This window comes from Bacillus sp. UNC322MFChir4.1 (assembly GCF_000746135.1).
GTDB lineage: Bacteria > Bacillota > Bacilli > Bacillales > Bacillaceae_G > Bacillus_A.
This window is the reverse complement of the sequence record NZ_KN050810.1, coordinates 256,146-281,146: the sequence shown is the minus strand read 5'-3', so window position 1 is coordinate 281,146 and position 25,001 is coordinate 256,146. Positions and strand designations below refer to the sequence as shown.

The following is a 25,001-nucleotide window of genomic DNA, read 5'->3' as shown; positions in this document are numbered from 1 at the left end:
TTTGCAAAACAAGATGTGAGTGCACTTTATTTTTGATATAATGTATACATAGGTTTAAAGAATGAATATTCTTACTGTAAAGGAAGATTTTTAGGTTTTCCGAGTACTGAATTTGAAATATGAAGCAATTTATTAGGAGGAATTAGAATGTCTGTATTTAAGCGATTAAGAGATTTAACGATGTCAAATGTATATTCATTAATTGAAAAAGCGGAAGATCCAGTTAAAATGACGGATCAGTATTTACGTGATATGCAAGAGGATGTACAAGAAGCTGAGAAAAGTGTAGCAGCACAAATTGCACTTGAGAAAAAATTTAAATTGTTGTTTGAAGAGCAAGAAGCACTTGTAAAGAAACGTGAAGAACAAGCGCATATGGCTGTTCAAGCAAATAACATTGATCTTGCACGTCGTGCTTTAGAAGAAAAGCAAACTGCAGAACAAAAAATGAACGAATATAAAGCGAGCTATGAGCAAAATAAAGCTGCTGCAGATAATCTTCGCATGAAATTAGAAGAGATGCGTAAGCAATTAACAGAATTAAAAAATAAACGTGAAACGCTTGTAGCGCGTGTAAACGCAGCGAAAGCACAAAAGAATATTAATCAGGCAATGTCTGGTTTTGATGCGAATACAGCAAAAGCAGGTTTAAGCCGCATGGAAGAAAAAGCTCTTCAATTAGAAGCGGAAGCAGAAGCGAGCGGAGAAATTTATAAAAAAGAAAAATCATTAGATGATGAATTTGCGAGCTTAAACAAAAACTCAGTTGTAGATGATGAATTAGCTCGTATTATGAAGCAGTACGAGAAATAATCTATATGAAATACAAGTTAAAAAACTGACATGAAAACCGTTTTCTTTTTAAGGTGGGCGAGAGTAACTAGCCGTGCGTAGAAGCGGTCAGGGCCTTTTCCTGCCACTTGCAAAGTTTCAAACAAAGGGAGAAAGCGAGAGCAGGTTATGCTGCACTGCTGCATAGCTGCGATTTATATGTTAGGAATAGAAAATAGACAAGAGAACCGACATGTGATAGAAGGAAGTCATGTCGGTTTTCTATTATTTTTTCAGAGGTGGTTCTTTAATGACAGGGATAAATATTTTAGCCATGCTCGTATGGACTGGCGCAGGTGCTCTTCTTTTATTTATACTAATGTGGATTGATTCACTTTTTACTAAATATAAAGATTTAGAAGAAATTAAAAAAGGAAATATGGCGGTTACGACACGCTTTGCGATGAAGTTGTTTGCGCAAGGATATATTTTATCGCAGTCGATTGCAAAATCAAACGATCTATGGCAAGCATTACTTACATCAGCGATCTCTTTTGTAATTTTATTAGTTGTAGAAATGTTTGTTGAACTTGTTTTGCGAAAAACAGTTAATTTAGATTTAGATGAGGGAACGAAGCAAGGGTTTGTGGCGCATGCTGTATTAGCAGGTTCGTTGCACATTGTCGGTGCCCTTATTTTATCAGCATGTCTATAACGAGAAAAGGATGGGTAGGTCAATGAGTTTATTTAAACGTATTAAAAATATAATAAAAAGTCCGGAACCTGCTAAACCTGAGAAGACGGTACTCACGTTAGCCCCTGGGGACATGATTGAAGTTTCATTAGTCATGTATGAAGTGATTGGAAAAACAAGCATGCACTCTCGAAATGAAATGATTTTAACATTACAAGATGGAAGAACCATTCGGTATTTAAAAATTGAAAATCGTGAAAATACGTATTATAAACTATATGCGCCTATTGATGGACGATTAGATTCAATCGATGAAATTCCAACGACAATTGAAATGGACGATATTAAATATCATCTGGAAGAGCGATATGACGGGCGTGTTGTCGTCATGGGGAAAACACCATTTGCAGTATCTGATGAACAATACGTATGGGAGTTCCAATCGGATAATCGAAAGCTGCTTCGCGTTGAGTGGCAAGATGGACGTACAATGATGTATGAAGGAGAATCAATCCTTTCAGCTGATGTACAAATTATAAGAGCAACGTAAGGGGGGGCACAATCATGTCAAACCGATTGTTTTCCATGATTAAATCGTTCGCAATCCCTATACTTGCTATTGTTATGTTACTTGGAATTGCAGGTTTTGCTTTATCGGGATGTCAAAATGAAAAGTCGATTCAAGATCGTTACCCGTTGGAATCAGTTGCGAGAGACGGTAAGCAAGAATCTTATGTATACCGGGCTGCCAATAAATCAGTTCCTCAAGTTGCTAAAGAATTAATTGACGAACAGGAACCAAAACAAGCGTCTAAAGAAGACGAAAATCAGATGTTCCTTGTGTATTCTGATAAAATCTATAACCTTCAGAAGGATAAAGAGAAGCCATCTGACACATTAATTGAAATCAGCAATAAAGAGTTTGTCCGTCAAAATTATCAGCCATCCTTTTTAGAAGGATATATTTTGGCAAGTATATTAAATGATATATTCGATTCGCGAAGATCGTATCATGGCGACTACCGCGGGTATACGGACAGACAAAATCATAAACCGATTATTACGCAACGACCACCTACAAAAGAAGAAAAGAAAACACCGCCGCCTATTACGAAACAAGGTAAAGGCTCTATCATTAAAAGAAGTGATAAAGTAGAGCAAAAACCATCAGTAGGTGATTCGGGAAGTATTACGGAAAAAGGCACGCAAAATACACCGCCTTCTACAGAGAATAAAGGGAAGATTATTAAATCACCAGGGGATTCTAGCGGGGCAGATGTGAAGCCAAAATCATCGATTAAAAGTCCGCCAAAGAATACATCTCCCCCTAAAACGAAGGTTGGCGGTTCTGGGAAAATTACGAAGAGAAGATAAAGAAATCCCAAGGAGCGGAGTAGATGCTTCTTGGGATTTTTGCTTATGACTAATCATTTAGTGAGGTTCCCGCACGTTTACAATTTTCTTATCTATAAAAAGGAGTTGTCCTCCTATAGCTAAAAGCGATATACCGGCTATTATATAAGGCAAAGTGATAGGTTCTATTCCTTTTTCTAAAAATATTCCATTTGTCATTGTCCCTATGGAACCCGAAAAATAATTAATAGAGCTAAGTAAAGCGATTGAAATAGTAGCATGATCTGGACTAATTTCTAAAAGTGTTTTTTGCTGGGTAGCTACTGCCGCCCATCCTGTACTACCCCAAAGAATTAAAAAAATGGCTAACAATAACGCATTTTTATGGAAAATTCCCATACATATAAATGAGAAAAACATGATTCCCATTAAGTATAGTAATATGATCTTTGGCTTTTTATAGAAATCTATTATAAATCCAATTGTAAAACTTCCAGCAATTCCACCGACTCCCCACATCCAAATAAACATGATGGATTTTTGAAATCCATATGCAATAATGATGGAATCTAAGTATGTATACAGGCCTAAGCTACAAAAGCTTAATATCATTGTAATAAACATGACAAGAGAAATTTTTTTGTTTTTGAACATACCTAGTCGCTCTTTTAATGTTGGTAAAGGGCTAGATTCTATCATAGGGAACTTAGTGAAGAGAGCGAATATCCCGATTGCCCCAATTGCAACGATAAACCACATCGCTATGCGCCATTTATAAATTGAAGCAATATATATACCAAACGGAACGCCAATTACGGTTCCGGCACTCATTCCAAGCAAAACGGTGCTTAGTGCTCTTCCTCGTCGTTTCTCAGAAACTAATGTAACAGCAGCAGCTGACGCTAATGGTGAATATAGCCCAGCACCGATGCCGGCTAGGCCTCTAGAAATTAATAAAATAATAAAATGATGAGTCACAGCGGTTAGGAAGTTAGAGACTGTGAAAAGGAATAGTGCTGCTAGTAATGTATGTTTCGTATTTGTTCTTCTCATACCTGCAGCGAATAACGGTGCAGCAATGGCATAGCAGATTGTGAAGATGCTTACGGTTTGACCAGCAGTTCCTATTGAAACATGAAAATCATCAGCGATTTGAGGTAAGATTCCTGCCATTATATAAGCATCTACTCCTAGTGCGAACATCCCGAATGTTAATAAAAATATTTTATTCAATGCGAATCCTCCTTTTGATGAATTATTCTTTTTTTATCGTAACGGGTATAATAAAATTAAGGAAATTCATATTTTACATGAGAGGTATGAGTAAAATTCATGACGATAGCTAGATATGAGATTTTTCAAAAGGTAGTAGAGTTAGGTAATTTTACTAGAGCGGCAGAACAATTGAATATGACGCAATCAGCTGTTAGCCATGCGATTGCTAGTTTAGAAAAAGAGTTAGGATATCCTTTGTTACATCGGAATAAGCAATCTGAAATTAGAAAAACTGAGTTTGCAAATCGTATTTTCCCCCATATTCAAAATGTATTAAAGAGTGAAGCTTCTATTAAACAAGAAGTATCTATACAAAATAATCGATTAGAGGGAACATTGAAAATAGGAGCATTTACAAGTGCAGCTGCACAAATATTACCGTCTATGTTATTAGAACTTAAACAGAGTTATGCAGGTATTAAAGTTTTATTATTTGAGGGGACATATGGAGAAGTAGTCGAATGGATTAATAATGGTACAGTTGATATAGGATTTGTTTTAGAATCAAATGTAAATAAACAAATAAAATCAATCCCAGTTAGCAAAGATGAAATTGTATTAGGGTTACCGAAAAATCATCCGTTGACGAATCAAAAAATGGTGGATGTTCAGCAAATTGATGGAATGGACTTTATCATGCCAAAGGGCCCGTATCAGCCATTAGTGATGAAAATTTTAGCTGATTATCAAGTACGTCCCAATATTATATTAGAGGTGCTGAGTTGTGAAACGATTGTGAACATGGTTTCGCAAAATATTGGAATTACAATGGGGCCTGAGCTATTCTTTAAATCACATAAAAATATTGAAATAAAAAAATTAAAGCAAAAACAATATCGCCATATTCATTTAGCGTTTAAAGAACGCTCGCCTATAATTGATGCTTTTTTAAATCAAGAAATACCAATGCGTTATAGATAGAAAACAAACCAAAAAGGAGTGTCACGTAGTCAAAAATTCGACTTATGGGACAGCTCCTTTTCTCATATAATTCAACTAAATAAAAAGTTAAGAACTGTTAAGAAGACAGCGAACCCTAAGATAAATCCTACGACCTTAGTATGACGCTTACGCTCCATAACAATGATTGCAATATATTCCCGAATCATTGCATTTGGCCAGTAGTAGAAAGCGGTTTTTGAACCAATTCCTTGGCTATTGAGGCCAGCTTGTTTTGCGTATAAGCCAGCACGGAACAGGTGGAAATTGTTCGTTGTAAAGATACTATTGTATGTATCACTTTTTAATGAATCCATAATTTGTTTTGAGAAGAGCATGTTCTGATATGTGTTTACAGAACGATTTTCCTGTACGGTATGCCGGATAGGAATTCCCTTTTCAACAGCATACTTTTGCATCGCCTCCGCTTCAGGAAGATTTTCAGCCGGTCCTTGTCCACCAGAGAAAATGATTGTAGGCGGAGAAGTAACAGCTGCTTGCTTCCAATAAAAATCAATCGCCTTATTAATCCTGCTTGCTAAAAGTGGCGGCACTTTATCATGAATTAATCCACTGCCAAGAACGATAATGAAATCTTGATTGCGTCTTGGTTTATTGAACTGATACAGAAAATAAGCTGTTAAGAAGTTGAATAAATGGAAAAAGAAATATATTACAATGAAAAATACGCCTGTAAAAATCGGCTGGAAATGAGGAGATAAAAGTCGAGTCGGGTCAAATAGTAAGAATAATATACTGAATAAAATACCTAGACCAGCTAATAAAGTTAAACAATTTGAAAAGCGTCGCCCTTCTTTTCTCATTAAAATTCTTGCATTAAGAAATAGTCCGATCATTAAAGCGAATATACCAAAGGTTAACATAAAGGCAATGATAAAAAGAGGTATAACTGCAATTATGTTAAGTATCTCATTATGTGAGCTAAGGCCTAAATAAAGACAAAGGATAAGGAATGAGCAAAAAAACAGGTTAAATAAAAAGCCAATTATTAATCTTCTTGGATCTCTTAAATAAAAGATTAGAAAAATAATAAGTAAAATAAACGTAATGATTTCTAAAAACATAACTTTTGTGAATACCTCAACTTTCTAATAAATTCCTTTTTTATTATATATCAAGGAATAAAGAAAGGAACAGAAAAACCATCCCGGATAGAGGATGGTTTTTCATTTTAGTGATACCCTTTTGCAGAGTCTTTATGAATTTTCTCTTTAAAGATTGTGTAGCTCCATAATTGATAGCCGATAACGATTGGTACCATTACCATGGCAACAAAGAACATAATTTTTAAGTTTAATTCACTACCTGCTGCTTGGAATAATGTTGTGCTGTATGCATCGTTAATACGAGATGGTAGCATTCTTGGGTACATACCAGCAAAACCAGTTGCCATAAACGTAGCGATTGTTAAGCAAACAAATGTGAAAGCTAAGCCAATTTTACGTTTGAAAACCATTACTATCATGATGACACTCAGTAACATCGCAAGTGCTGGGATTAAAAACAGTACAGGATATTCCGTGAAGTTCTGGAATAAGTTTGTACGATTTGCAGTTGCAACGTAGAAGATAGCCAGAATGATTGCTGCTGCCATTGAACATGGTTTCGCAATTTTATAAGCACGATCTGATACTTCACCAGTCGCTTTAATCATAACCCAAAGTGCACCGGATACGACAAAGATTGCTGTGAAGAATAGGCCGCCTAAAATGCCATAAGGGTGTAATAAGCTAAGTAAATTTCCTTCATAGCCATTTTTACCAATTTGTAATCCGTAGTACAAGTTAGCGAATGTAACACCGAATAAGAAAGCAATTAAGAAACTACCAACGGCATATGTCCATTTACAAATAGTTTGCCAAACTGGTGAATCATCTTTATGCATGAATTCTAGTCCTGCTGCACGAGCAAATAGAGCAAGTAATACTAAGAATAACGGTGTATATAAGTAACTGAACATGTTTGCATATGTGATTGGGAAAGCAGCGAATGTTGCTCCCCCAGCTGTAATTAACCATACTTCGTTCCCGCCCCAGAACGGTCCAATTGCTTCTTGCAACTGATTGCGTTCTTGGCGATCTTTCGTAACGAATGGGAAAATCATTCCGTTACCAAGTGCATAACCATCGAGAATAAAGTAAACTGTCCAAATCACGCCCCATAAGCCGAACCAAATAATTGCAAGTGTATCATGAGACATGAGCTGCACCCCCCTCTGTAGTCTCTTCTAAAGCTGCAGGTCCTTTTTTCGCAAATTTCAACATAAGGTACACATCAGCAACTAATAGTAAAGAGTAGAATAAGACTAAGCTAATTAAAGAGAACCAAATTTGCGGTACAGAAATTGGTGAAACTGATTCTGCTGTTCGCATTAGTTTGTATACTGTCCAAGGTTGACGTCCCGCTTCTGCAACAATCCAACCCGCATTAATTGCTACATATGGAAGTAATACAGACCACATTGTAATTTTTAAGAAACGTTTTGAGTTTTCTAGTTTTCCTTTGCGGCTTAAATAGAAACCAAACCATGTAAGTGCCATAAAGAATGTACCAAGTGCAACCATTAAACGGAAGCTGTAATAAACAAGATTTACGTTTGGACGTTCGTCTTCCGGAATATCTTTTAAACCGACAATTTTTCCATCAAATGAATTTGTGTAGAAGAAACTGCCGAGTTTTGGAATTGTTAATGCTTCGAAGTTTTTCTCATTTTTCACATCAGGGATTTGAATAATTGAGAAACCTTGTCCTTCTCCAGTTTCCCAAACAGCTTCCATTGCTGCACCTTTTGCAGGTTGCATTTTCGCTGCGAAAGCACCGGATTCGTGACCGATAAATGGTGTTGCAGTTGCTGCAAATAAACCGAATATTAAGCCATACTTAAATGATTTTTTAAAGAATTCAACGTCGTTTTTACGTAGTAAGTGATACGCACTAATTGCCATAACGAAGAATGCACCAACGATATAACAACCAACAACAGTGTGGAAAAACATATGCCATGCATATGGATTTGTAACAAGTGCCCAAAAGTCATTTAATTCAGCGCGGCCATTTCGGACTACATAACCAACTGGGTTTTGCATGAAGCCGTTCGCTGTGATGATCCAAAGTGCAGAAATGTTTGTTCCAAGTGCGACCATCCACATAGAGAAAGCACGGAACTTTGGTGAAATTTTATCTTTACCGAACAACCAAATTCCCATGAAAGTAGATTCTAAGAAGAAGGCAACAAGTGCTTCTATTGCTAGTGGAGATCCGAAGATATCTCCCATATATTTAGAGTACTCAGACCAGTTTGTTCCGAACTGGAACTCCATCGTAATCCCGGTGATAATTCCCATTACGAAGTTAATCGTAAATAACTTACCCCAGAAATTTGCCATTTTTCGATATGTTGGATTTAATGTACGGGCATATTGCGTTTCCATGAACGCTACTAAAATAACAAGTCCGAGTGTTAACGGTACAAATAAGAAATGATAAAAAATTGTAATTGCAAATTGAAAACGACTCAGTAACAAAACGTCGGACATAATAAAGCTCACTCCCTCTTTTCATTATCTACATTTAGTTTATAGTGAAAATGTGAGCAAGGTACGAGGTAGTTGTTACAGAACTGTGTGGAAATTATGGAAGAATTATGACTGTTGTCTGAAAAATTATATTCTTAGGATATAGCAATACATTTTTGGTTTTTTTGGTTCTTTGGTACACTTACATTATAGTTACACAAAGAAAGAGGGGATTGACTATGAAAGCTCTAGAAGAGATTTTGCAATATAATAAAGAATTTGTCGAGAGTAAAAAGTATGAGGAATATGAAACAGGGAAATTTCCGAATAAAAAAATGGTAATCATCTCATGTATGGATACACGTCTTGTGGAACTATTGCCAAAAGCGATGAACATGCGTAACGGTGATGTGAAAATTATTAAAGTAGCTGGCGCTGTTATTTCACATCCATTTGGAAGTATTATGCGCAGCATTTTAGTTGCGGTTTATGAACTTGGTGCAGATGAGGTGTGCGTAGTCGGCCATCATGATTGCGGTATGGCGAAAATTCAAGCGAGCAGCACAATTGAAAAGATGAAAGAGCGCGGCATTTCAGCAGAGAAATTAGACACACTTCGTTATTCGGGAATCGATTTAGAGAAGTTTTTACGTGGATTCTCAAGTGTAGAAGAAAGCGTAGAGCACAGCGTTTCTATCCTTCACAACCATCCGCTTATGCCGACAGAAGTGCCTGTACACGGACTTGTTATTCATCCGGACACTGGAAAGTTAGATATCGTTGTGAATGGTTACGAAGGTTAATTTTCCTTCTGTTTTTTCTCTGGGACAGGATCGAATCCGCCGGGATGAAATGGGTGGCACTTCAAAATACGTTTCACTGTAAGCCAACTCCCTTTTAATGCACCGTGAGTTTGAATCGCTTCGAGCCCGTAGTGAGAACACGTTGGATGAAAGCGGCACGTTGGCGGTGTCATCGGAGAAATAAACTTTTGATAAAAGCGAATAATACCGATGAAAATGCGTTTCATAATAGTCTCCTTTCCTGCATATGTTGTAAGTATTATAGCACGGTCTGTACATATATATATACACATTGAAAATGAAGATCTTTTCTGCCATATGTAAGGATCAAAACAAAAGGTAGAAAGTGAGTACAGGTCATGTTTTGTCTGCATGGCAGCGATTTATCCCGCTATTCGTGGGCAGTAATACTCCCACCTCAAAATTCGGCGAAAGCAAAGAAGTTAGGAGGGAGATAAACTGCCCGTAAAAGCCCGATTGGTTCAACTAATAATCAGTGGGGGATGAAGAAAACCCCCACTGATTAAAGTTTCACTTTATAAAACAAAGCGGAAGCGGCTCGCTCAGAACAAGAGGGGGATGGAGCTTCTGACATAGAGGCGCTTTTTGCCTCGGCGGAAGACGCGAAGCCACCGACTGTTCTAGCTGCTGAAGCTAGACAAAGATGTTGGGAAATTAAGTTATATAATGCTTTACTAATTTTCAATTCCGTTATATCATATTGGATATATAGGGATTAAAAATGAAAGCGGGAGAGATGAATATGCCATCAGTAGAAAGCTTTGAATTAGATCATACAATTGTAAAAGCGCCTTACGTAAGACATTGCGGCGTTCATCAAGTAGGAAGAGACGGTATCGTAAATAAATTTGATATCCGTTTTTGCCAACCAAATAAACAAGCGATGAAACCAGATGTGATTCATACGCTAGAGCATTTATTAGCATTTAATTTACGTCAATATATCGATCGTTATCCACACTTTGACATTATTGATATTTCGCCAATGGGCTGCCAAACAGGATACTACCTTGTCGTAAGCGGTACGCCAACAGTACGCGAAGTCATCGACTTATTAGAGTTAACATTGCAAGACGCAATACAAATTACAGAAATTCCTGCGGCAAACGAAACGCAGTGCGGCCAAGCAAAACTTCATGACTTAGAAGGCGCAAAACGCTTAATGAATTTCTGGTTAAGCCAAGATAAAGACGAACTTGAGAAAGTGTTTGGATAATACGTGGGAAAGCTGCCTGGGAAGGGCAGCTTTTTTATTTGTAAATAACGAAAAAGCCAATTTCATTGAGGAGAAATAAGTATGCTACACTAATAATAAGATAAAGAGGCGGTTGTAATGAACTGGTCAGAAGTAAGAAGGAAATATCCTCATACATTTGTACTTATAGAGGCTGTTTCTGTATATTCAAAAGACAATAAGCGCATGATTCAAGAAATGTCTGTGGTAGATGAGTACAAAAATACAAGCGATGCATGGAATGCTTATAAGAAATTACATCGCGAGTTTCCTAAAAGAGAGTTTTATATATTCCATACGAGTAAAGAAGAAATTGAAGTGGAAGAGCAACAGTTTATTGGCGTGCGAGGACGAATATGAATATTAGAATGGAGCATGGTCTTCCAATTGCATCGTTTACAGTGCATTACGATGGGAATACACTTTTGCTAGATAATGTATTACTTGATACAGGATGTGCAACTACTATTTTTGATAGCAGATGTAGGAATAGAGTTAGATGTAATGAATGGGAAACCGAAACGAATGTATGGTGTCGGTGGATATAGTGAACCATGTTATGAACAAGAAATTACGAATATAAATATTGATAGGCAACAATTAGATAAAGTGAAACTTCCATCAGTGGAGAGTTTTTTCATCTCCCACTGATGGTTAGTTGAACCAATCGGGCTTTTACGGGCAGTTATCCCCCACCTATCTTCCTCGCTTCTCTCTGAATCTTGAGGTGGGGGTCTTACTGCCCACGAATAGCGGGATAAATTTCTTATCCAGCTTGGAATAACAAAAGAATCATATGGATTTGATGGAATTTTAGGAATGGATTACATGAGAAAAACAGGAATGCTTTTAGATTGTAAATATATGAAGATTGGCTATTGAACATAGTCGCCACCCGTTATCACGGGTGGTTTTTATTAGTAGAAGTATGTTGGATTTTGTCGAAGGGTCTTTATTTCATGTCGAATCGCCGATATATTGCAAAAATCGCCGATATATATGTTATTTCGATCGATATATCGTAAAAATCGCCGATATACGAGAGTATTACCGGAGCATTTTTACGAAGGCGACAAACAACATAAAGATAGCAACACAAATGAATAAAATCCCCATTGATTTGCGCTGTTCTTTAATTTCAGATATTCCCAACGTTATAAAGGTAAGACTGAGGAAGATTTGTATATAAAGAAGTAACTGATCGTTTTCCGAAGAAAAGGAATAGACCGCAAGAATTACAACAATTGTACTAAATAGAATGCGAAGTATCTTTAGCATCGTAATCCCCCTTATCATTTTTTGGGTAGTTTTTAGCGAAAGAACTCCCAGAGCGGAATATATAACGCAAATGCACCAGCAAGAAAAAGGAGAATTCCGGATAGTTGTCGTCGTTCTTGTAGTTCTGCGATACCAGCAAAGAAACACATGAGTCCTAAAGAGAGAAACGTATAAGGTAAAAATAGTGCGTTATGTGTCAAAAGTCCCAATGTTGCTAAAAGTAGTGCGATGATAGAAAAAGTAATTCGTACTATTTTGAGCATATTCATGCCCTCCTTAACTTAATCCTTTTAAATAAGATGGAGAAATTCGTTTTTTATTTCAGAAACCCACTACTAAAAGGGTGAGACTGAATACAGTATCCGTCTAGAGAAGGAACATTGATATAACAACGAAGAAAAGAAATCCAGAAACGAAAAAGGATGTCATGCCCATGTCTTTTCGTCCAGCTTTTCTTTCGGAAATACCGATGATGATAAACATGAGAGCAAGAGACAATTGTATGTAAGGCATAAGTGAAACACTATTGGTAGACAAGCTGTATATACTGATAGCGGCTGCAAGCAGTCCAAAGAAAATACGTAATCCTGTTAGCATCTTATATCTCTCCTTTATGACCGTTTTCTTAATAGTTGAATCCACAAAAGGTTTATTACGAGTTTATTATTCGGAATATTAAGAATCGCCCCTTGTGTTTATTTTATCACTAAACAAATTATGTTTTTACATATTTTTGTAAAAAATGAAAACAATAGAAAGTAAAGTAGGTGAAAGAAGGGACGTTCTATGGATAAGAAAACATACTATATTTCGGTTGCAAATGGCGAAATTTCACAAGTGAAAACGGCCAATACATATAGTTTTACGATTGAAGCGACGGATGAAGAAATTCTAAGGCTGCGAGAGTATTTTGATAACGCGTATCGTGAAGATCTTGGGACGTTTGTCCGTTCGCATGTGCCGTTTGTAGAATATCATCATGATTCCAATAATGATCGGTATGATGAACAATTGCAAAAAGCATATCGAATGATTTACGAACTTGGAGATAATGAGGCAAAAGAGTTAATAGCACAGATGGGGATTATTGATGGACTATGATAGGATAAGATTAGTCATACTAGTCAGAATGTGCTACAATTTATGGTAAGAAACTTGTAACCATCAATAGGGGAGTAGGGCATGTACACATTTAAAGATTACTATCATAACATTGTACAATTATCGTTTGAACGTTACCCATTTTCTCCTGAGCCAAAGCATGTTTGGGTTGTGTGCCGGTACGGAGATCAGTGGTTATTAACCCATCATTTGCGCCGTGGTATTGAATTTCCAGGTGGAAAGGTAGAAGAGGGGGAAACACCGGAAGATGCAGCAGTTCGTGAAGTTCATGAAGAAACGGGCGGTATTGTGTCGAGCTTAATGTATATTGGACAATATAAAGTATCCGGAAAAGACAAAATAATCATTAAAAACATTTATTTTGCAACAATTAGTGCCGTAGAACAACATACGCACTATGAAGAAACGAAGGGATCTGTATTATTGACACAAATTCCAGAGGACATTAAAGAAAATAGACGCTTCAGTTTCATTATGCGCGATGACGTACTAGCGCGCACAATGCGACATATAGAAGAAATCGGCTGTTTTACAAAGTAGAGCAACCGATTTCTTTTTTATTTTTACGGAAGTAGGTTTGTTAGTACGGGATAAACTGCTACTCCCTTTGTTTTAAACCTCGCATGTGGCAGAAACAGGCCCTGCCGCTTCTATGCATGGCCAGACGCTCTCGTCCTCTCCAAAAAGAAAAGTTCATAACTACTTAGCCATACACCACTTATTACCTATAGAAGGTTATTTTCATTTTTCAGCGCATAGATTGCTGCTATGGAGATACAAATGGCAATGCACATCGCTGCCTTTCTTTGTTTTAAAACGTCGCGCGTGGTAGAAATAGGCCCGGACCGCTTCTATGCATGGCCAGTCCCTCCCAGCCCATTTAAAAAAATGCTTTTCTGCCTTTTTTTCATAGAGTGACTGAGTAGTTCCAAAAGTTCTTTATATCTGTTTTTCAACTTGTATATAGTTATTGCATCTCTTACCAAAATTGCTTATGATTTCAATGAAATAATAGAATGCAGGAGGAAGTTATGAGGAAAAACTATATTCATTTTTTATTTTTGCTCATATTTATTTGCTTGATTAGTAGCTGTAGTAAGGCAAAGAATGTGGAAAAAGAAGTATGCAAAACAAAGGAAGATTGCTTAAAAATTGGGGATGCATTCCTGAGTAAGGTTAATAAGAACATGCAGGGAATCTCTGAATTAGAAAAATATACAGAAGTAGAAGATAAAGAAAAATTAGCGGTGTATGAAGATCAAAGACAAGATGATGAACGTTACTTCTTTTTAGCATCTTATTATATTGATAATAATGAATTAGTAGATCCATATTTTGAAAAGCTAGATAAGAAAAGACTTCAAAAAGTTTTTGCTGATGATAAAGAGGCAAGGGAAGAAATTAGCGCATTTCATAAGGATACGGATTATCACGAAGCATTATGGGAAATGTACAGTGTGTTAATACCAGCAAAATATCGAGAGAATATAAAGGAATTTGATATTGTATCGGATGGATATAATAATATCGTTGCTCATGTGATACAAAATGAAGATCATCCTGAAAACTGGGTATTAAGTTTAGATGCATTAGATTCCGACGTTAATATAAATGAAGTGATGAAAACGTTAATTCATGAAACGGCTCACGTGTTAACGTTAAATAAAACGCAAATTCCTGTGGATAAAAAGTATATAAAAGATGTTACAGAAGAAAAAGACATTTCCGCATATGAAGCGAAATGTACGACGCTGTTTTTAACAGAAGGCTGTACAAAGAAAGAGTCGTATGTGAATCAATTTTACGAACAGTTTTGGAAGCCACTTGAAGGTGAATGGAAAGAGAAGCAAGTAGAAGCAGATGTCGAAGCGCAAATGCAGTTCTTTAAAGCACATGAAGACAAATTTGTTACTGAATATGCAACAACAAACGTGGCAGAAGATATTGCTGATACATTTACAGCATTCATTTTACAGGATTCTACTAAAGTGAAAGAGTCAAAAGAAGTAAAGTATCAAAAGATTGCTTTCTTTTATCAATTCCCAGAGCTTGTGAAGATGCGAGCTGAAGTGCTAGCAGGATTGCAACAAATTTCGGAGGAAGTGGAAGAAGCGTAGGATGAAAAAATATTAATTTTATAATCCATGGAATAATATGTGAAAAAAATGTCGAATTAACTCGAAATTTGTTATAATTTAAGTGTAGTTTTAGGATGCGATTTATAGAGGAGAGAATCTATAAATATATCTAAAATCTAAAGAGCATAATAGAATGGAGAAGACGATATGAATCAAGAGCTAGCAGGATTTTGGAGACGATTTGGAGCAAATTTTATCGATGGACTAGTGATAGTGCCATTTTTGGTGATTTTTATGTTAGTAGGTGTGTCTAGTGATACATCAGATATAATAATAAGTATTTTCCAAACGCTATACTACTTAATCGTTCCTATTGTATGGATAGGATTTACAATAGGTAAGAAAGCAGTAAACATTCGCATTGTACGTATGGATGGAAAGACAATTACAATTGGGACTACGTTAAAACGTTATCTATTAGCTGGCATTGTATATGGAGTTACGTTTGGAATTGCTGTTATTGTAAGTGCGTTTATGGTAGCACTCCGAAAAGATAAACGTTCTATTCACGATCTTATTGCAGGAACACAAGTTATTCGTGATTAATAAGAAAGCAACCTACTATTAGTTAGGTTGCTTTTTTCGTGCGCGTAGCGAACTTTTCAAATGCTGCGACAAGTACATACATAAGCGTGGCGAGAACGCATGTGAGAATTACGCTCAGCAAGACGAGCGTAAAGTTAAAGACTTGAAAGCCGTAGCTAATTAAATAGCCAAGTCCTTCTTTAGAGATGAGCAGTTCACCGAAAATGACCCCAACCCATGAGAGACCGACATTTACTTTTAATGTGGAAATAATCGCTGGGAACGATGCTGGTAAAATCACTTGTTTATAACATTGCCATTTGTTTGCGCCAAAGGTTTGCATAACTTTTATATAATTGGCGTCTACTTCTTGAAAAGCGCTATAAATGACAAGGATTGTAACGATGATGGAAATGATGACACCCATCGCTACGGCTGATGAAATATTTGGCCCAAATATGACGATAATGATGGGGCCAAGCGCTACTTTTGGCATTGCGTTTAAGACGACAAGGTACGGATCGAGTACACGAGCAATGAATGGGCTCCACCATAAAAAGGTGGCGATGCACGTACCGAGAAGTGTACCAAGGATAAAGCCGAGACATGTTTCAAGGAGTGTTGTATATATGTGCGGCCAAAGGGAATGATCTTGCCACTTGGCAATGAGTAAATGAAAGATGCTAGAAGGCGAGCTAAATAACAATGGGTCAATCCACTCGGTTCGGCTAGCAATTTCCCATAATGCGAAAAAGAGGATAAGCAGGAGCAACTGCAGCGCTCGAACAGCAATTGTCCGCTTTGTTTCACGTTTTTGGAAGCTTTGATGAAATTCTTTTATATTATCCAAGCTGTTCCAACTCCTTCCATATTAACTGGAAGAATGAAGAGAAATCATGGTGCTGACGTGCTTCAAATGGCGTGAGGGAACGAATCGTTTCTGGTACTGAAAATACTTTCGCAATGCGACCTGGTTTTGCTTGTAGTAAGTATATGCGGTCGCTCATCGCAATGGACTCTTCAATGTCATGGGTAACGAGAAGTGATGTTTTCTTATATTCTTTTAAAATAGAAAAAACGAGTTCTTCTAATTTTAATTTTGTTTGATAATCAAGAGCAGAGAATGGTTCATCTAGTAATAATATTTTCGGATTTGTGACTAGTGTTCGAACAAGAGCAGCGCGCTGGCGCATGCCGCCTGATAATTCACGCGGGTATTGCTTCTCAACACCTTGCAGGCCAACTTGTTCTAATAACTGCAAGGCATGTTGCTTCGTTTTGGATGTGTATGTTTTTGTAATCTGTAAGCCAACGGAAATGTTATCTTCAATCGTTTTCCACGGAAACAAATAATCTTGCTGAAGCATATAACCGATCGATGACGTTGGTTTGGTGATGCATTCACCATCGAGAAAGACGGTTCCTTCAATAGGCTGTAGTAAACCAGAAATGATGGAAAGTAATGTTGTTTTACCACAGCCGCTTGGACCGAGGAAGGAGATAAATTCTCCTTCTTTGATTGTTAAAGAAATATTAGACAAAACAAGGCTGGCATTTTCTTTTGAGAAAAAACAATGAGATACGTTAGAAAGGTCTAGAAATTTCATTGGACTCGCCTCTATTTCTTAATGACACTTTCAGCGATGGATGTGTTCACTAATTCTTTATGGGGCACTTCTTTCGGTAATTCGCCAGCTTCTTTCATAATGCTTTGCAGTTGTTTCCATTCCGCTTCATCTAACAATGGATTCGTTGCATACGAATGTTGTTGTTTATAGCGATCGATGACTTTTACCATAATATCTTTTGGCGTATCTTTAAAACGTGGTTCAACAGCTTTTGCGATTTCTTCTGGGGCATGTGTATCGACCCATTGCTGCGCTTTATAAATAGCGCGTGCAAATTTCTCCGCGGTTGCCTTATCTTTCTTTAAGAAGCTTTCTTTTGCCATAAAGGTTGTATACGGAACAGTTCCGGATTCAACGCCGAAGGAAGCAACGATATAACCTTTTCCTTCTTTTTCGAAAATGCTAGCAGTTGGTTCAAAAAGCTGCACGAAATCACCCGTACCAGATGCAAAGGAATTTGCGATATTCGCAAATTCGATATTTTGAATTAACTTTGTATCTTTTTGCGGATCAATTCCGTGTTTTTTCAGTACGTATTCTCCAACCATTTGCGGCATCCCGCCTTTACGCTGACCGAGGAAAGTTGTACCTTTCAGATCATTCCAGTTAAAAGAATCAAGTTTTTTGCGAGAAACGAGAAATGTCCCATCTGTTTGTGTTAACTGGGCAAAGTTAATCGCCGGATCTTTTGCTCCTTGCGCATAAACATAAATGGACGTTTCTGAACCAACGAGCGCAATATCGATTCCATTTGATAATAAAGCTGTCATCGTTTTATCGCCGCCAGCAGTTGTTTGCAGGTCAACTTCGAGTCCTTCGTCTTTAAAAAATCCTTTTTCCATCGCGACATATAACGGAGCGTAAAATAATGAATGTGTCACCTCACCAACGCGCACTTTCTGTACCTTTGCACTCTCTTCTTTTTTATTACACGCAACAAATGTAAAGGCAGCGAGAAAAACAATTAACAAACACGCTAGAATTTTTCGCAACGTATGACACCTCCCAAAATACATTTACTTTAATGTATGTAGGTAAAGGCCTATATGTGAGTGAACGTAGGAGGAATTTTTTTGAGTAGGAAAGAAGTGAAAGGTAAGAGGTGAATGAGATGAATTATGAATATGATAATAGTATGCATGCGCATATTGGCTACTATGAAGATGGTTATGATGTAGAGGCAGTTGCGTATAAAAGAAAAAATGAAAATGTGTGGGATGTCTTTTTTCCGTTTACGTGGTATGGACTTGCTATAGAGACTTGGAAGGAGAATAAATATATAAATGATGGATTGTACATCTTTTCAATATTCGCCCGCGATTTTAGCTGGGAAGAGGGAAGTGCGAAATTTGAAAAATGGCTGTTAGCGCATCAAATATTAGAGAAAATAGAGAAGAAATAAGGAGGATTTCCATGATGGATTTTCTTTTTTTCTTTTTCATATTGACCATCGGTTTCACAGTACTACAATCTCTATTTTATAAATATGCGATGAAAAGCATTCATAAGTACAAGAAGGGAAACTTGTTTTATACGCTGTTAGAGATGCACGTGAAGAAGGGACCAAAATTAGATTTCAGTGATTATTCATTCATTTTTATCCCGCATTAACGGGCAGTAATACTCCCGCCTCAAAATTCAGTAAAAGCAAAGAAGTTAGGCGGGAGATAAACTGTCCATAAAAGCCCGATTGGTTCAACTAATAATCAGTGGGGGATGAAGAACCCCCCCACTGATTAAAGTTTCACTTTATCGTGTGTGTCCTGTGGAAATTTTGGCTTTTTTCGGCATGAAAATAGAAGTGTTATTTTTAAAAAAAAGAAGAGGGATGTAACATGAATATGAAAGTCAAACAAGCAATGCAATATTTTGGAGGGAAAGAAGAAAGCTGCATGAAACTCTCGAGCGGATTCCAAAATGAAGTATACGAATATACATATGAAGGAGAAAGGCGCATTTTACGAGTGACGCCGCGCTCTCGTAGAAGTATGAAACAAATTCAAAGTGAACTGGATTTTATACGTAGTTTACAAGCGGGCGGCGTAAATGTTTCCTTGCCGGTTGCTTCTTGTTTCGGGAATGGGATTGAACAAATAAATATAGAAGAAGAGTCATTTTTTCTTACTTCATTTATAAAAGCGCCTGGTCAGTTTGTGAATGTTGCGGATGAACAAGAATGGAATACGAAGCTATTTCAAAATTGGGGACAAACAATTGGCAAGATGCATGCGATTGCGAAACAAAATGATAGCAATTTTGAAACATATGAGAGGCCAATTTGGAAGTGCGATAAAAAATCTATGAACTTTTTAAAATCAATCAGTGCACCGTTAGCCGTAAGCTATGAAAATATGATTAGAGAAGTTCAAGAATTCTCTAAGGAACAAGATACATACGGGCTCATCCATAATGACCTTCATCAAGGGAACTTTTTTGTTAAAGACAATACATTAACAATTTTTGATTTTGATGATTGTTCGTTTAACTGGTTTGCTCAAGATATTGCTGTAACATTTTACCACGCGGTGTGGCAAGGGGTATCAGTAAGACCGGAACATGTATCGTTTCCGCAAGAATTTATGAAGTATTTCATCGAGGGATACAACAAAGAACATACAATGAATAAAGACATATTAAAGCAAATTCCACTTTTTTTGAAACTGCGTGAAGTCTTTTTATTTACGTTGTTTCACGAGGCGTGGGATGCGAACAGTTTAGAAGAGTGGCAAGCGTATACAATGCAAGATTTACAGCATCGGATTGAACGTGAAATTCCGTATACAAATGTAGACTTTTTGACGTTTGTTTAAGAAATTTTTTTTTTGAACCCTGTTTCGTAACAGGGTTCTTTTCGTGCATAAAAAACACAGCAATCGTTACAATAAAGAACATACAAAGATTATGGGGAATAAACGTGAAATCATGATGGTGACCCCCGGAAAAATTGATCAAAAAACAGCTTTTCATCATATTGATTTTATCCATTATTTTATCAACGACTTACATATATGTTAGGTATTTTCATGTGAAGAAAGAATAGACGAGCAGTTTTCCTAAAAAAATGTATAGGAGAAACAACTATGAAGAACAGACAGATTTATATGGATCCTCCGAAAACATTAGTAGTAGGATTCGCTTTCATTATTTTCATTGGTACGACTCTTTTAACGCTTCCAGTAGCGACAACAGATGGGCAAGGCCTTCCGTGGTTAAATGCATTGTTTACAGCTACGTCTGCTACATGTGTAACTGGGCTTGTCGTAGTAGATACCGGGACAACGTTCACCTTATTTGGCCAACTGGTTATATTGTCACTTATTCAGGTAGGTGGCTTAGGATTTATGACGTTTGCTATCTTTTTTTCTGTTTTGTTAGGAAAAAGGATTTCTCTAAAAGAAAGGCTGTTATTACAAGAGGCGTTAAACAATATGTCCATTGCGGGCATTGTTCGTTTGGCAAAAAGAATTCTTATTTTTACAGTTGTAATTGAATTCATCGGCGCGACTTTATTAGCGATTCGTTTTGCGTTTGATATGCCGCTTTCCAAAGCGGTGTATTACGGGATCTTTCATTCCGTTTCAAATTTCAATAACGCAGGATTCGATATAATGGGAAATTTTAAAAGCTTAACTGATTATGTAGAAGATCCAATTGTTACATTGGTAATCTGTGCACTCATTACACTGGGCGGTATTGGTTTTATCGTTATGAATGAAGTATATGAATATAAACGGATTAGACGCCTTTCTTTGCATACGAAGGTAGTTTTGTTTACAAGTTCTTTGCTAGTGGTAGTAGGAACGCTTCTAATTTTCTTATTGGAATTTCATAATCCCAAAACGTTACAACCGTTATCAGCGTTTGGGAAAGTTTTAGCTTCTTTATTTCAAGCTATCACGCCAAGAACAGCTGGGGCAAATACACTCAATATTCCAGATTTACACCATTCAACCCTGTTTATTATTATTATCCTCATGTATATCGGGGCTTCTCCTGGATCGACGGGTGGAGGAATTAAAACAACTACATTTGCAACTCTTTTAGGAGCAGTAAGGTCACAAGTAAAAGGAAAAGAAGATGTAATCTTTTTTCGGAAAAGAATTGCATACGACACAATTTATAAATCACTTACCGTTATGTTAGCCGGTCTTTTTATCGTTATAATCGCTACCATGCTGCTAACAATAACAGAACCAGGGAAGGACTTTTTAATGATTCTCTTTGAAGCAACTTCCGCCTTTGGAACAGTAGGACTTTCTATGGGACTGACCCCTGAATTATCTCCGCTTGGTAAAATCATCATTATTTTAACGATGTTTGCAGGAAGGGTAGGGCCATTGACCATCGCTTTTGCCGTTACGCTGCGAAGAAATTCAGATCCGTTCAGTTATCCAAAAGGGAAAATTATGATTGGCTAGGTGTTTATTTATCCTTAGAGGAGCGATAGGAATATGAAAAAGCAATACGCAGTTATTGGGTTAGGAAGGTTTGGTTCAAGTATTGTAAATACATTAGTAGAAGCAGGAAATGAAGTATTGGCAATAGATAGCAATGAAAAACGTGTAAATGAACTTGAGGATGCTGCCACCCATGCAGTGATTGCAGATGCAACAGATGAAGAGGTATTAAAAGCAATTGGCATTCGGAATATTGATACAGTCATTGTGGCAATTGGAAATGATATTCAAGCAAGTATTTTAACAGTCTTAGTACTAAAAGAATTAGGAGTAAACAAAGTTGTAGTCAAGGCGCTTAATAAACGGCACGGCCAAGTGTTAGAGAGGTTAGGTGCCGACTGGGTCGTATTCCCTGAGTGGGATATGGGAGAGCGTGTAGCACATCAGCTGATGTTACCGAATGTTCTTAATTTCATTGAACTCGCCAAAGATTATAATATTGAAGAAATTAAAGTGCCTTCCAGTATGTCAGGGAAAAGTATCAAAGAACTGGATATTCGAGCGAAGTTAAATTTAAATGTTATTGCGATTAAAAGTAAGGGGAGAATTAATATTTCTCCTTCCCCAGATGAAGTTGTGCAAGAAGGGGACGGTTTAGTTATGATTGGAGAAAAGAGAAATTTGCATCGTTTTGCAGATTTTGAATAAGCACAGTAAGCTCGGAAAGAATGAAACCGACAAGAATCCCCTTTTTAGGGGGAGACGAGAGCGTCTGGCCATGCATAGAAGCGGTCAGGGCCTATTTTTACCACGTGTTATGCTTAAAACAAAAGGAGCAAGCGAGTAGCGGGTATGCTGTGTTTTGCGTGGCAGAGATAGAGATGTCAAAAATTGAAATGGATATATAAACGAAATTAAGAAAAAAGCGATATAATAGCTCACTACATATGTAAGCTATTATATCGCTTTTTTATACAGACCTTATTCAATATGATATCAAAATTCTGAAAAATAGTCTATTTCTTTTTGAATCATGCAGCTAACATGAGAGTGAAAGCAATGATGAATGGAGGCTATTCTATGTCAGTGTTTGCACAATCTTCATTTCAGTGCCGCATCGAGTGGGGACGGCGCGGAGCTAGGGAGGCAGCAAAGCGCGGTGATATTACTATTATTGTAGATGTTCTTAGTTTTTCTTCGGCAGTAATTACTGCTTTACATGAAGGTGCTGAGATTTTTCCATATCCGCCGCCGTTGAATGAAAAAGCAAAAGCGTATGCGAATCAATTGGGTGCAGAGCTCATACTAAGCAGGGCAGAAGCTGCGAAAACAGGGAAACATTCTTTATCTCCAGTAACATTTAGCGGTGCTGATTTAGGGAAAAGATTTGTTTTATGTTCGTTAAACGGTGCATCTTGTACGTGGATTGCTTCGAAAGTTCCGGTTCTTTTAATTGGCTGTTTACTTAACGCTTCGGCAATTGCAGAGGCAGCGAATCATCTCCAAAAACAAACAGGTGCCAATATAACAGTTGTTCCTTGCGGCGAACATTGGGAAGATCCAAAAGAAGATGAAAATGACTTGAGACCAGCAATAGAGGATTACTTAGGTGCAGGTGCAATTATGGAAAAATTGCAAGGAAGTAAGTCAGTTGAAGCGCAATTATGTATGGGCGCTTTTCAATCTGCAAAACCCAATCTTAACGAATTGATTTGGGATTGCGGAAGTGGTAGGGAGTTACGAGAGCGTGGATTTGCAGAAGATGTAACGCATAGTGCATCTTTAAATGTGCTGCAAGTAGTACCCACTTTACAGAATGGTCGCTTTGTAAATTTTGTGAAATAAGATCTTCTTTAAGGTTCTGTTGCAAAGTTGCTTTAACTAGATGGAAATATTCTCTTATTCTTGATAGGAGATTTATATTCTATATAAAAAGCGAAGTCTTCATCAGACTCCGCTTTTTCATATACTACAAATCACAAAACTGTTATAGTCTAAACTTAGGCTTGTCATGTTTGTTCAAAAGCTTTAAAAGAACCGATATTTCCTTATTTTTGTGGAGGTTGCACGTTTAATGCTTTTATCCCTTCTTTTAATGTGACCGCATCTGTTTTTACTGTTTTCCAACTGTCTTTAGCTGCATTCAAATTAGGTAGTAAGAATTTAAATTTATTTTGATCAGCTTTTTCAGATGTCTTATCAATAAACCCTAGAACCGACCCATATTGACGATCTAAATCACTCCATTGATCGTACATAAAAGTAAGAGATTTAAGAGCATTATCAATCGCACTATGCATCTGATCAATATTATTAAATGCAACGCCAACAACACGATTTAATGTTAGTTTATAATCTACAGTCTGACGTAACTTTGCAAACTCCGGCTCTAACCAGCCCAACTTACCTCTTGCATCACCTATCATGATACCACCAGAAATCATTACGGGAATAAAGCCGGTTTTTACCATTATCCATCCTTTAGATTCTATGTCTCTCTGATAGTTTATGTCCGCTAAAACTTCATTTAGACGTTTTTGATCAGCCTCAACATCAGCACCTTGGTTTTTTAAAATCGACTGCAACTGATCTTTATCGCTTCCAAATGATCTAACATCTTGTCCAATATCTTCTTTTAACTTAGTTAATTCTTGTATTAATTTTTGTGCATGCTCTTGGTTTTGTTGAATTTCACCTCGTAAATCTGTAATCCCTTTCTTTAAAGTATCTCCATTCCCGGAATTAATCGCCTCTACTAATGTTCCATAATGATTGTCAAATTTTGCATCATATTCAATAATGTCTGTCAATGTATCTAAAAGCTGTCCTTTTACTTGCGTATCCCATGTAACAGCATGTTCTCTTGCATTCTTTTGATCTTGTATAATTTTACCGGGTAAATCTGGATACCCATTAATAATAATTCCTTGAAAGTTCACATCTGGATTATTAATTAGCAAACAAGAATAGTCATTCATAGATTTTGCAAATACCCCAGCATCTTGCAAAGCTTTTTTCATCTGTTCTTCATTTGCTGAAAGAGACATATCTCCATTGTTAGTTTGCACAATTTCACTTGCAAAAGTTGCTACTGGTGTGACTGCATAAGTTGTTGTAATAGTTAAAAATGTCGATACAGCAAGTAGTTTGTAAGGGATTTTTTTCATCATTTCATATTCCTCCTATGCAGGTTTTGATTATAAGTTCTATTCTTTTTTTAAAGTGAAATTAGTTCTGTATCTTTATGAATATCATCCCAACTTTGTTTCGTAGTATTTATCCTGCTA

The 25,001-nt window shown here is 37.0% G+C and carries 31 protein-coding genes; 19 read left to right on the top strand and 12 right to left on the bottom strand.

Going from position 1 to position 25,001, the window contains the following annotated elements; translation table 11 throughout:
- The first annotated feature begins 147 nt into the window (after positions 1-147).
- The 4 genes from BR72_RS20515 (at position 148) to BR72_RS20500 (ending at position 2,839) form a co-directional block, all read left to right on the top strand.
- Entirely contained in the window at positions 148-813 is a 666-nt protein-coding gene (locus BR72_RS20515; RefSeq protein ID WP_035436305.1) for a PspA/IM30 family protein, read from the top strand.
- A gap of 268 nt (positions 814-1,081) precedes the next feature.
- Positions 1,082-1,486 carry a DUF350 domain-containing protein gene (locus tag BR72_RS20510; RefSeq protein ID WP_035436304.1) on the top strand — a complete coding sequence of 135 codons (405 nt, stop codon included), beginning with the start codon at positions 1,082-1,084 and terminating at the stop codon, positions 1,484-1,486.
- Between the two features lie 22 nt (positions 1,487-1,508).
- A complete protein-coding gene (locus tag BR72_RS20505) occupies positions 1,509-2,015 on the top strand; it encodes a DUF4178 domain-containing protein (protein ID WP_035436302.1) in 507 nt (168 codons plus the stop codon).
- A 14-nt stretch (positions 2,016-2,029) separates the two neighbouring features.
- Positions 2,030-2,839 (top strand): DUF4247 domain-containing protein, encoded by an 810-nt coding sequence (locus BR72_RS20500; RefSeq protein ID WP_035436300.1) that lies wholly within the window; start codon positions 2,030-2,032, stop codon positions 2,837-2,839.
- Positions 2,840-2,896: 57 nt separating this feature from the next.
- Here BR72_RS20500 and BR72_RS20495 read toward each other — a convergent pair whose 3' ends face one another.
- Positions 2,897-4,051, bottom strand: a complete 1,155-nt coding sequence (locus tag BR72_RS20495) for an MFS transporter (RefSeq protein ID WP_035436297.1) — start codon at positions 4,049-4,051, stop codon at positions 2,897-2,899.
- Positions 4,052-4,150: 99 nt separating this feature from the next.
- Between BR72_RS20495 and BR72_RS20490 the strand changes: the two genes are divergently transcribed.
- Entirely contained in the window at positions 4,151-5,014 is an 864-nt protein-coding gene (locus BR72_RS20490) for a LysR family transcriptional regulator (RefSeq protein WP_035436294.1), read from the top strand.
- 71 nt (positions 5,015-5,085) lie between these two features.
- Here BR72_RS20490 and BR72_RS20485 read toward each other — a convergent pair whose 3' ends face one another.
- From BR72_RS20485 to BR72_RS20475, 3 genes are all read right to left on the bottom strand, one after another.
- Entirely contained in the window at positions 5,086-6,117 is a 1,032-nt protein-coding gene (locus tag BR72_RS20485) for a YdcF family protein (protein WP_035436291.1), read from the bottom strand.
- Positions 6,118-6,224: 107 nt separating this feature from the next.
- Positions 6,225-7,253 (bottom strand): cytochrome d ubiquinol oxidase subunit II, encoded by a 1,029-nt coding sequence (gene cydB / locus BR72_RS20480; RefSeq protein ID WP_035436288.1) that lies wholly within the window; start codon positions 7,251-7,253, stop codon positions 6,225-6,227.
- Positions 7,243-8,589, bottom strand: coding sequence for a cytochrome ubiquinol oxidase subunit I (locus BR72_RS20475; protein WP_035436285.1), 1,347 nt, complete (start codon positions 8,587-8,589; stop codon positions 7,243-7,245). Before BR72_RS20475 ends, cydB begins: the two co-directional genes overlap by 11 nt.
- A gap of 218 nt (positions 8,590-8,807) precedes the next feature.
- Here BR72_RS20475 and BR72_RS20470 point away from each other — a divergent pair, with 218 nt between their 5' ends.
- Complete coding sequence (locus tag BR72_RS20470; RefSeq protein ID WP_035436281.1) at positions 8,808-9,371, top strand: beta-class carbonic anhydrase; 564 nt, start codon at positions 8,808-8,810, stop codon at positions 9,369-9,371.
- Here the strand turns inward: BR72_RS20470 and yidD are convergent.
- Positions 9,368-9,598 (bottom strand): membrane protein insertion efficiency factor YidD, encoded by a 231-nt coding sequence (gene yidD, locus BR72_RS20465; RefSeq protein WP_035436278.1) that lies wholly within the window; start codon positions 9,596-9,598, stop codon positions 9,368-9,370. The two genes, BR72_RS20470 and yidD, sit on opposite strands and share 4 nt — an antisense overlap.
- A gap of 536 nt (positions 9,599-10,134) precedes the next feature.
- Here yidD and luxS point away from each other — a divergent pair.
- The 3 genes from luxS to BR72_RS25940 all read left to right on the top strand — a co-directional run bounded on the left by luxS (position 10,135) and on the right by BR72_RS25940 (position 11,174).
- Positions 10,135-10,608, top strand: a complete 474-nt coding sequence (gene luxS, locus BR72_RS20460) for an S-ribosylhomocysteine lyase LuxS (RefSeq protein ID WP_035436275.1) — start codon at positions 10,135-10,137, stop codon at positions 10,606-10,608.
- A 117-nt stretch (positions 10,609-10,725) separates the two neighbouring features.
- Entirely contained in the window at positions 10,726-10,986 is a 261-nt protein-coding gene (locus tag BR72_RS20455) for a hypothetical protein (protein ID WP_035436273.1), read from the top strand.
- On the top strand, positions 10,983-11,174 hold the full coding sequence (locus BR72_RS25940; protein ID WP_231559737.1) for a hypothetical protein: 192 nt from the start codon (positions 10,983-10,985) through the stop codon (positions 11,172-11,174). The genes BR72_RS20455 and BR72_RS25940 overlap by 4 nt, the downstream gene beginning before the upstream one ends.
- A gap of 499 nt (positions 11,175-11,673) precedes the next feature.
- Here the strand turns inward: BR72_RS25940 and BR72_RS20445 are convergent, their stop codons facing one another.
- From BR72_RS20445 to BR72_RS20435, 3 genes are all read right to left on the bottom strand, one after another.
- Positions 11,674-11,904, bottom strand: a complete 231-nt coding sequence (locus BR72_RS20445) for a YczI family protein (RefSeq protein ID WP_035436268.1) — start codon at positions 11,902-11,904, stop codon at positions 11,674-11,676.
- 32 nt (positions 11,905-11,936) lie between these two features.
- On the bottom strand, positions 11,937-12,167 hold the full coding sequence (locus BR72_RS20440; RefSeq protein ID WP_035436265.1) for a YczI family protein: 231 nt from the start codon (positions 12,165-12,167) through the stop codon (positions 11,937-11,939).
- 103 nt (positions 12,168-12,270) lie between these two features.
- A complete protein-coding gene (locus tag BR72_RS20435; RefSeq protein WP_035436262.1) occupies positions 12,271-12,501 on the bottom strand; it encodes a DUF3953 domain-containing protein in 231 nt (76 codons plus the stop codon).
- Between the two features lie 189 nt (positions 12,502-12,690).
- Between BR72_RS20435 and BR72_RS20430 the strand changes: the two genes are divergently transcribed.
- The 4 genes from BR72_RS20430 to BR72_RS20415 all read left to right on the top strand — a co-directional run bounded on the left by BR72_RS20430 (position 12,691) and on the right by BR72_RS20415 (position 15,710).
- Positions 12,691-13,005 carry a hypothetical protein gene (locus BR72_RS20430; protein ID WP_035436259.1) on the top strand — a complete coding sequence of 105 codons (315 nt, stop codon included), beginning with the start codon at positions 12,691-12,693 and terminating at the stop codon, positions 13,003-13,005.
- 81 nt (positions 13,006-13,086) lie between these two features.
- Positions 13,087-13,566: an RNA deprotection pyrophosphohydrolase gene (gene ytkD, locus BR72_RS20425; RefSeq protein ID WP_035436256.1), complete on the top strand. Its 480-nt coding sequence runs from the start codon at positions 13,087-13,089 to the stop codon at positions 13,564-13,566.
- Between the two features lie 491 nt (positions 13,567-14,057).
- On the top strand, positions 14,058-15,143 hold the full coding sequence (locus BR72_RS20420) for a hypothetical protein (RefSeq protein WP_035436253.1): 1,086 nt from the start codon (positions 14,058-14,060) through the stop codon (positions 15,141-15,143).
- Between the two features lie 168 nt (positions 15,144-15,311).
- Positions 15,312-15,710 carry an RDD family protein gene (locus tag BR72_RS20415; RefSeq protein ID WP_035436250.1) on the top strand — a complete coding sequence of 133 codons (399 nt, stop codon included), beginning with the start codon at positions 15,312-15,314 and terminating at the stop codon, positions 15,708-15,710.
- 22 nt (positions 15,711-15,732) lie between these two features.
- Here the strand turns inward: BR72_RS20415 and BR72_RS20410 are convergent, their stop codons facing one another.
- From BR72_RS20410 to BR72_RS20400, 3 genes are read right to left on the bottom strand one after another with little or no spacing between them, the layout of a single operon-like run.
- Positions 15,733-16,539, bottom strand: a complete 807-nt coding sequence (locus BR72_RS20410; protein WP_035436247.1) for an ABC transporter permease — start codon at positions 16,537-16,539, stop codon at positions 15,733-15,735.
- Complete coding sequence (locus BR72_RS20405) at positions 16,532-17,296, bottom strand: ABC transporter ATP-binding protein (protein WP_035436244.1); 765 nt, start codon at positions 17,294-17,296, stop codon at positions 16,532-16,534. The genes BR72_RS20410 and BR72_RS20405 overlap by 8 nt, the downstream gene beginning before the upstream one ends.
- Before the next feature lie 11 nt (positions 17,297-17,307).
- Complete coding sequence (locus BR72_RS20400; RefSeq protein WP_442852850.1) at positions 17,308-18,333, bottom strand: ABC transporter substrate-binding protein; 1,026 nt, start codon at positions 18,331-18,333, stop codon at positions 17,308-17,310.
- Between the two features lie 95 nt (positions 18,334-18,428).
- Here BR72_RS20400 and BR72_RS20395 point away from each other — a divergent pair, with 95 nt between their 5' ends.
- The 6 genes from BR72_RS20395 (at position 18,429) to BR72_RS20370 (ending at position 23,559) form a co-directional block, all read left to right on the top strand.
- A complete protein-coding gene (locus tag BR72_RS20395; RefSeq protein ID WP_035436238.1) occupies positions 18,429-18,719 on the top strand; it encodes a DUF3986 family protein in 291 nt (96 codons plus the stop codon).
- 11 nt (positions 18,720-18,730) lie between these two features.
- Positions 18,731-18,928 (top strand): hypothetical protein, encoded by a 198-nt coding sequence (locus BR72_RS20390; RefSeq protein ID WP_035436235.1) that lies wholly within the window; start codon positions 18,731-18,733, stop codon positions 18,926-18,928.
- Positions 18,929-19,152: 224 nt separating this feature from the next.
- Positions 19,153-20,127: a phosphotransferase enzyme family protein gene (locus BR72_RS20385; RefSeq protein WP_035436232.1), complete on the top strand. Its 975-nt coding sequence runs from the start codon at positions 19,153-19,155 to the stop codon at positions 20,125-20,127.
- 270 nt (positions 20,128-20,397) lie between these two features.
- A complete protein-coding gene (locus BR72_RS20380) occupies positions 20,398-21,735 on the top strand; it encodes a TrkH family potassium uptake protein (RefSeq protein WP_035436229.1) in 1,338 nt (445 codons plus the stop codon).
- A 33-nt stretch (positions 21,736-21,768) separates the two neighbouring features.
- On the top strand, positions 21,769-22,422 hold the full coding sequence (locus BR72_RS20375) for a potassium channel family protein (RefSeq protein WP_035436225.1): 654 nt from the start codon (positions 21,769-21,771) through the stop codon (positions 22,420-22,422).
- Between the two features lie 372 nt (positions 22,423-22,794).
- Entirely contained in the window at positions 22,795-23,559 is a 765-nt protein-coding gene (locus BR72_RS20370; RefSeq protein ID WP_035436222.1) for a 2-phosphosulfolactate phosphatase, read from the top strand.
- Positions 23,560-23,762: 203 nt separating this feature from the next.
- On the opposite strand, the gene BR72_RS20365 is transcribed toward BR72_RS20370, so the two are convergent.
- Positions 23,763-24,884: a ClyA family alpha-helical pore-forming toxin gene (locus tag BR72_RS20365; RefSeq protein WP_035436219.1), complete on the bottom strand. Its 1,122-nt coding sequence runs from the start codon at positions 24,882-24,884 to the stop codon at positions 23,763-23,765.
- Positions 24,885-25,001: the final 117 nt, after the last annotated feature.

Bases quoted from the DNA above. Each gene is read 5' to 3' on its own strand.
- BR72_RS20515 (WP_035436305.1), top strand. From the start codon at position 148: ATGTCTGTATTTAAGCGATTAAGAGATTTAACGATGTCAAATGTATAT.
- BR72_RS20510 (WP_035436304.1), top strand. From the start codon at position 1,082: ATGACAGGGATAAATATTTTAGCCATGCTCGTATGGACTGGCGCAGGT.
- BR72_RS20505 (WP_035436302.1), top strand. From the start codon at position 1,509: ATGAGTTTATTTAAACGTATTAAAAATATAATAAAAAGTCCGGAACCT.
- BR72_RS20500 (WP_035436300.1), top strand. From the start codon at position 2,030: ATGTCAAACCGATTGTTTTCCATGATTAAATCGTTCGCAATCCCTATA.
- BR72_RS20490 (WP_035436294.1), top strand. From the start codon at position 4,151: ATGACGATAGCTAGATATGAGATTTTTCAAAAGGTAGTAGAGTTAGGT.
- BR72_RS20485 (WP_035436291.1), bottom strand. From the start codon at position 6,117: ATGTTTTTAGAAATCATTACGTTTATTTTACTTATTATTTTTCTAATC.
- cydB (WP_035436288.1), bottom strand. From the start codon at position 7,253: ATGTCTCATGATACACTTGCAATTATTTGGTTCGGCTTATGGGGCGTG.
- BR72_RS20475 (WP_035436285.1), bottom strand. From the start codon at position 8,589: ATGTCCGACGTTTTGTTACTGAGTCGTTTTCAATTTGCAATTACAATT.
- BR72_RS20470 (WP_035436281.1), top strand. From the start codon at position 8,808: ATGAAAGCTCTAGAAGAGATTTTGCAATATAATAAAGAATTTGTCGAG.
- yidD (WP_035436278.1), bottom strand. From the start codon at position 9,598: ATGAAACGCATTTTCATCGGTATTATTCGCTTTTATCAAAAGTTTATT.
- luxS (WP_035436275.1), top strand. From the start codon at position 10,135: ATGCCATCAGTAGAAAGCTTTGAATTAGATCATACAATTGTAAAAGCG.
- BR72_RS20455 (WP_035436273.1), top strand. From the start codon at position 10,726: ATGAACTGGTCAGAAGTAAGAAGGAAATATCCTCATACATTTGTACTT.
- BR72_RS25940 (WP_231559737.1), top strand. From the start codon at position 10,983: ATGAATATTAGAATGGAGCATGGTCTTCCAATTGCATCGTTTACAGTG.
- BR72_RS20445 (WP_035436268.1), bottom strand. From the start codon at position 11,904: ATGCTAAAGATACTTCGCATTCTATTTAGTACAATTGTTGTAATTCTT.
- BR72_RS20440 (WP_035436265.1), bottom strand. From the start codon at position 12,167: ATGCTCAAAATAGTACGAATTACTTTTTCTATCATCGCACTACTTTTA.
- BR72_RS20435 (WP_035436262.1), bottom strand. From the start codon at position 12,501: ATGCTAACAGGATTACGTATTTTCTTTGGACTGCTTGCAGCCGCTATC.
- BR72_RS20430 (WP_035436259.1), top strand. From the start codon at position 12,691: ATGGATAAGAAAACATACTATATTTCGGTTGCAAATGGCGAAATTTCA.
- ytkD (WP_035436256.1), top strand. From the start codon at position 13,087: ATGTACACATTTAAAGATTACTATCATAACATTGTACAATTATCGTTT.
- BR72_RS20420 (WP_035436253.1), top strand. From the start codon at position 14,058: ATGAGGAAAAACTATATTCATTTTTTATTTTTGCTCATATTTATTTGC.
- BR72_RS20415 (WP_035436250.1), top strand. From the start codon at position 15,312: ATGAATCAAGAGCTAGCAGGATTTTGGAGACGATTTGGAGCAAATTTT.
- BR72_RS20405 (WP_035436244.1), bottom strand. From the start codon at position 17,296: ATGAAATTTCTAGACCTTTCTAACGTATCTCATTGTTTTTTCTCAAAA.
- BR72_RS20400 (WP_442852850.1), bottom strand. From the start codon at position 18,333: ATGTATTTTGGGAGGTGTCATACGTTGCGAAAAATTCTAGCGTGTTTG.
- BR72_RS20395 (WP_035436238.1), top strand. From the start codon at position 18,429: ATGAATTATGAATATGATAATAGTATGCATGCGCATATTGGCTACTAT.
- BR72_RS20390 (WP_035436235.1), top strand. From the start codon at position 18,731: ATGATGGATTTTCTTTTTTTCTTTTTCATATTGACCATCGGTTTCACA.
- BR72_RS20385 (WP_035436232.1), top strand. From the start codon at position 19,153: ATGAATATGAAAGTCAAACAAGCAATGCAATATTTTGGAGGGAAAGAA.
- BR72_RS20380 (WP_035436229.1), top strand. From the start codon at position 20,398: ATGAAGAACAGACAGATTTATATGGATCCTCCGAAAACATTAGTAGTA.
- BR72_RS20375 (WP_035436225.1), top strand. From the start codon at position 21,769: ATGAAAAAGCAATACGCAGTTATTGGGTTAGGAAGGTTTGGTTCAAGT.
- BR72_RS20370 (WP_035436222.1), top strand. From the start codon at position 22,795: ATGTCAGTGTTTGCACAATCTTCATTTCAGTGCCGCATCGAGTGGGGA.
- BR72_RS20365 (WP_035436219.1), bottom strand. From the start codon at position 24,884: ATGATGAAAAAAATCCCTTACAAACTACTTGCTGTATCGACATTTTTA.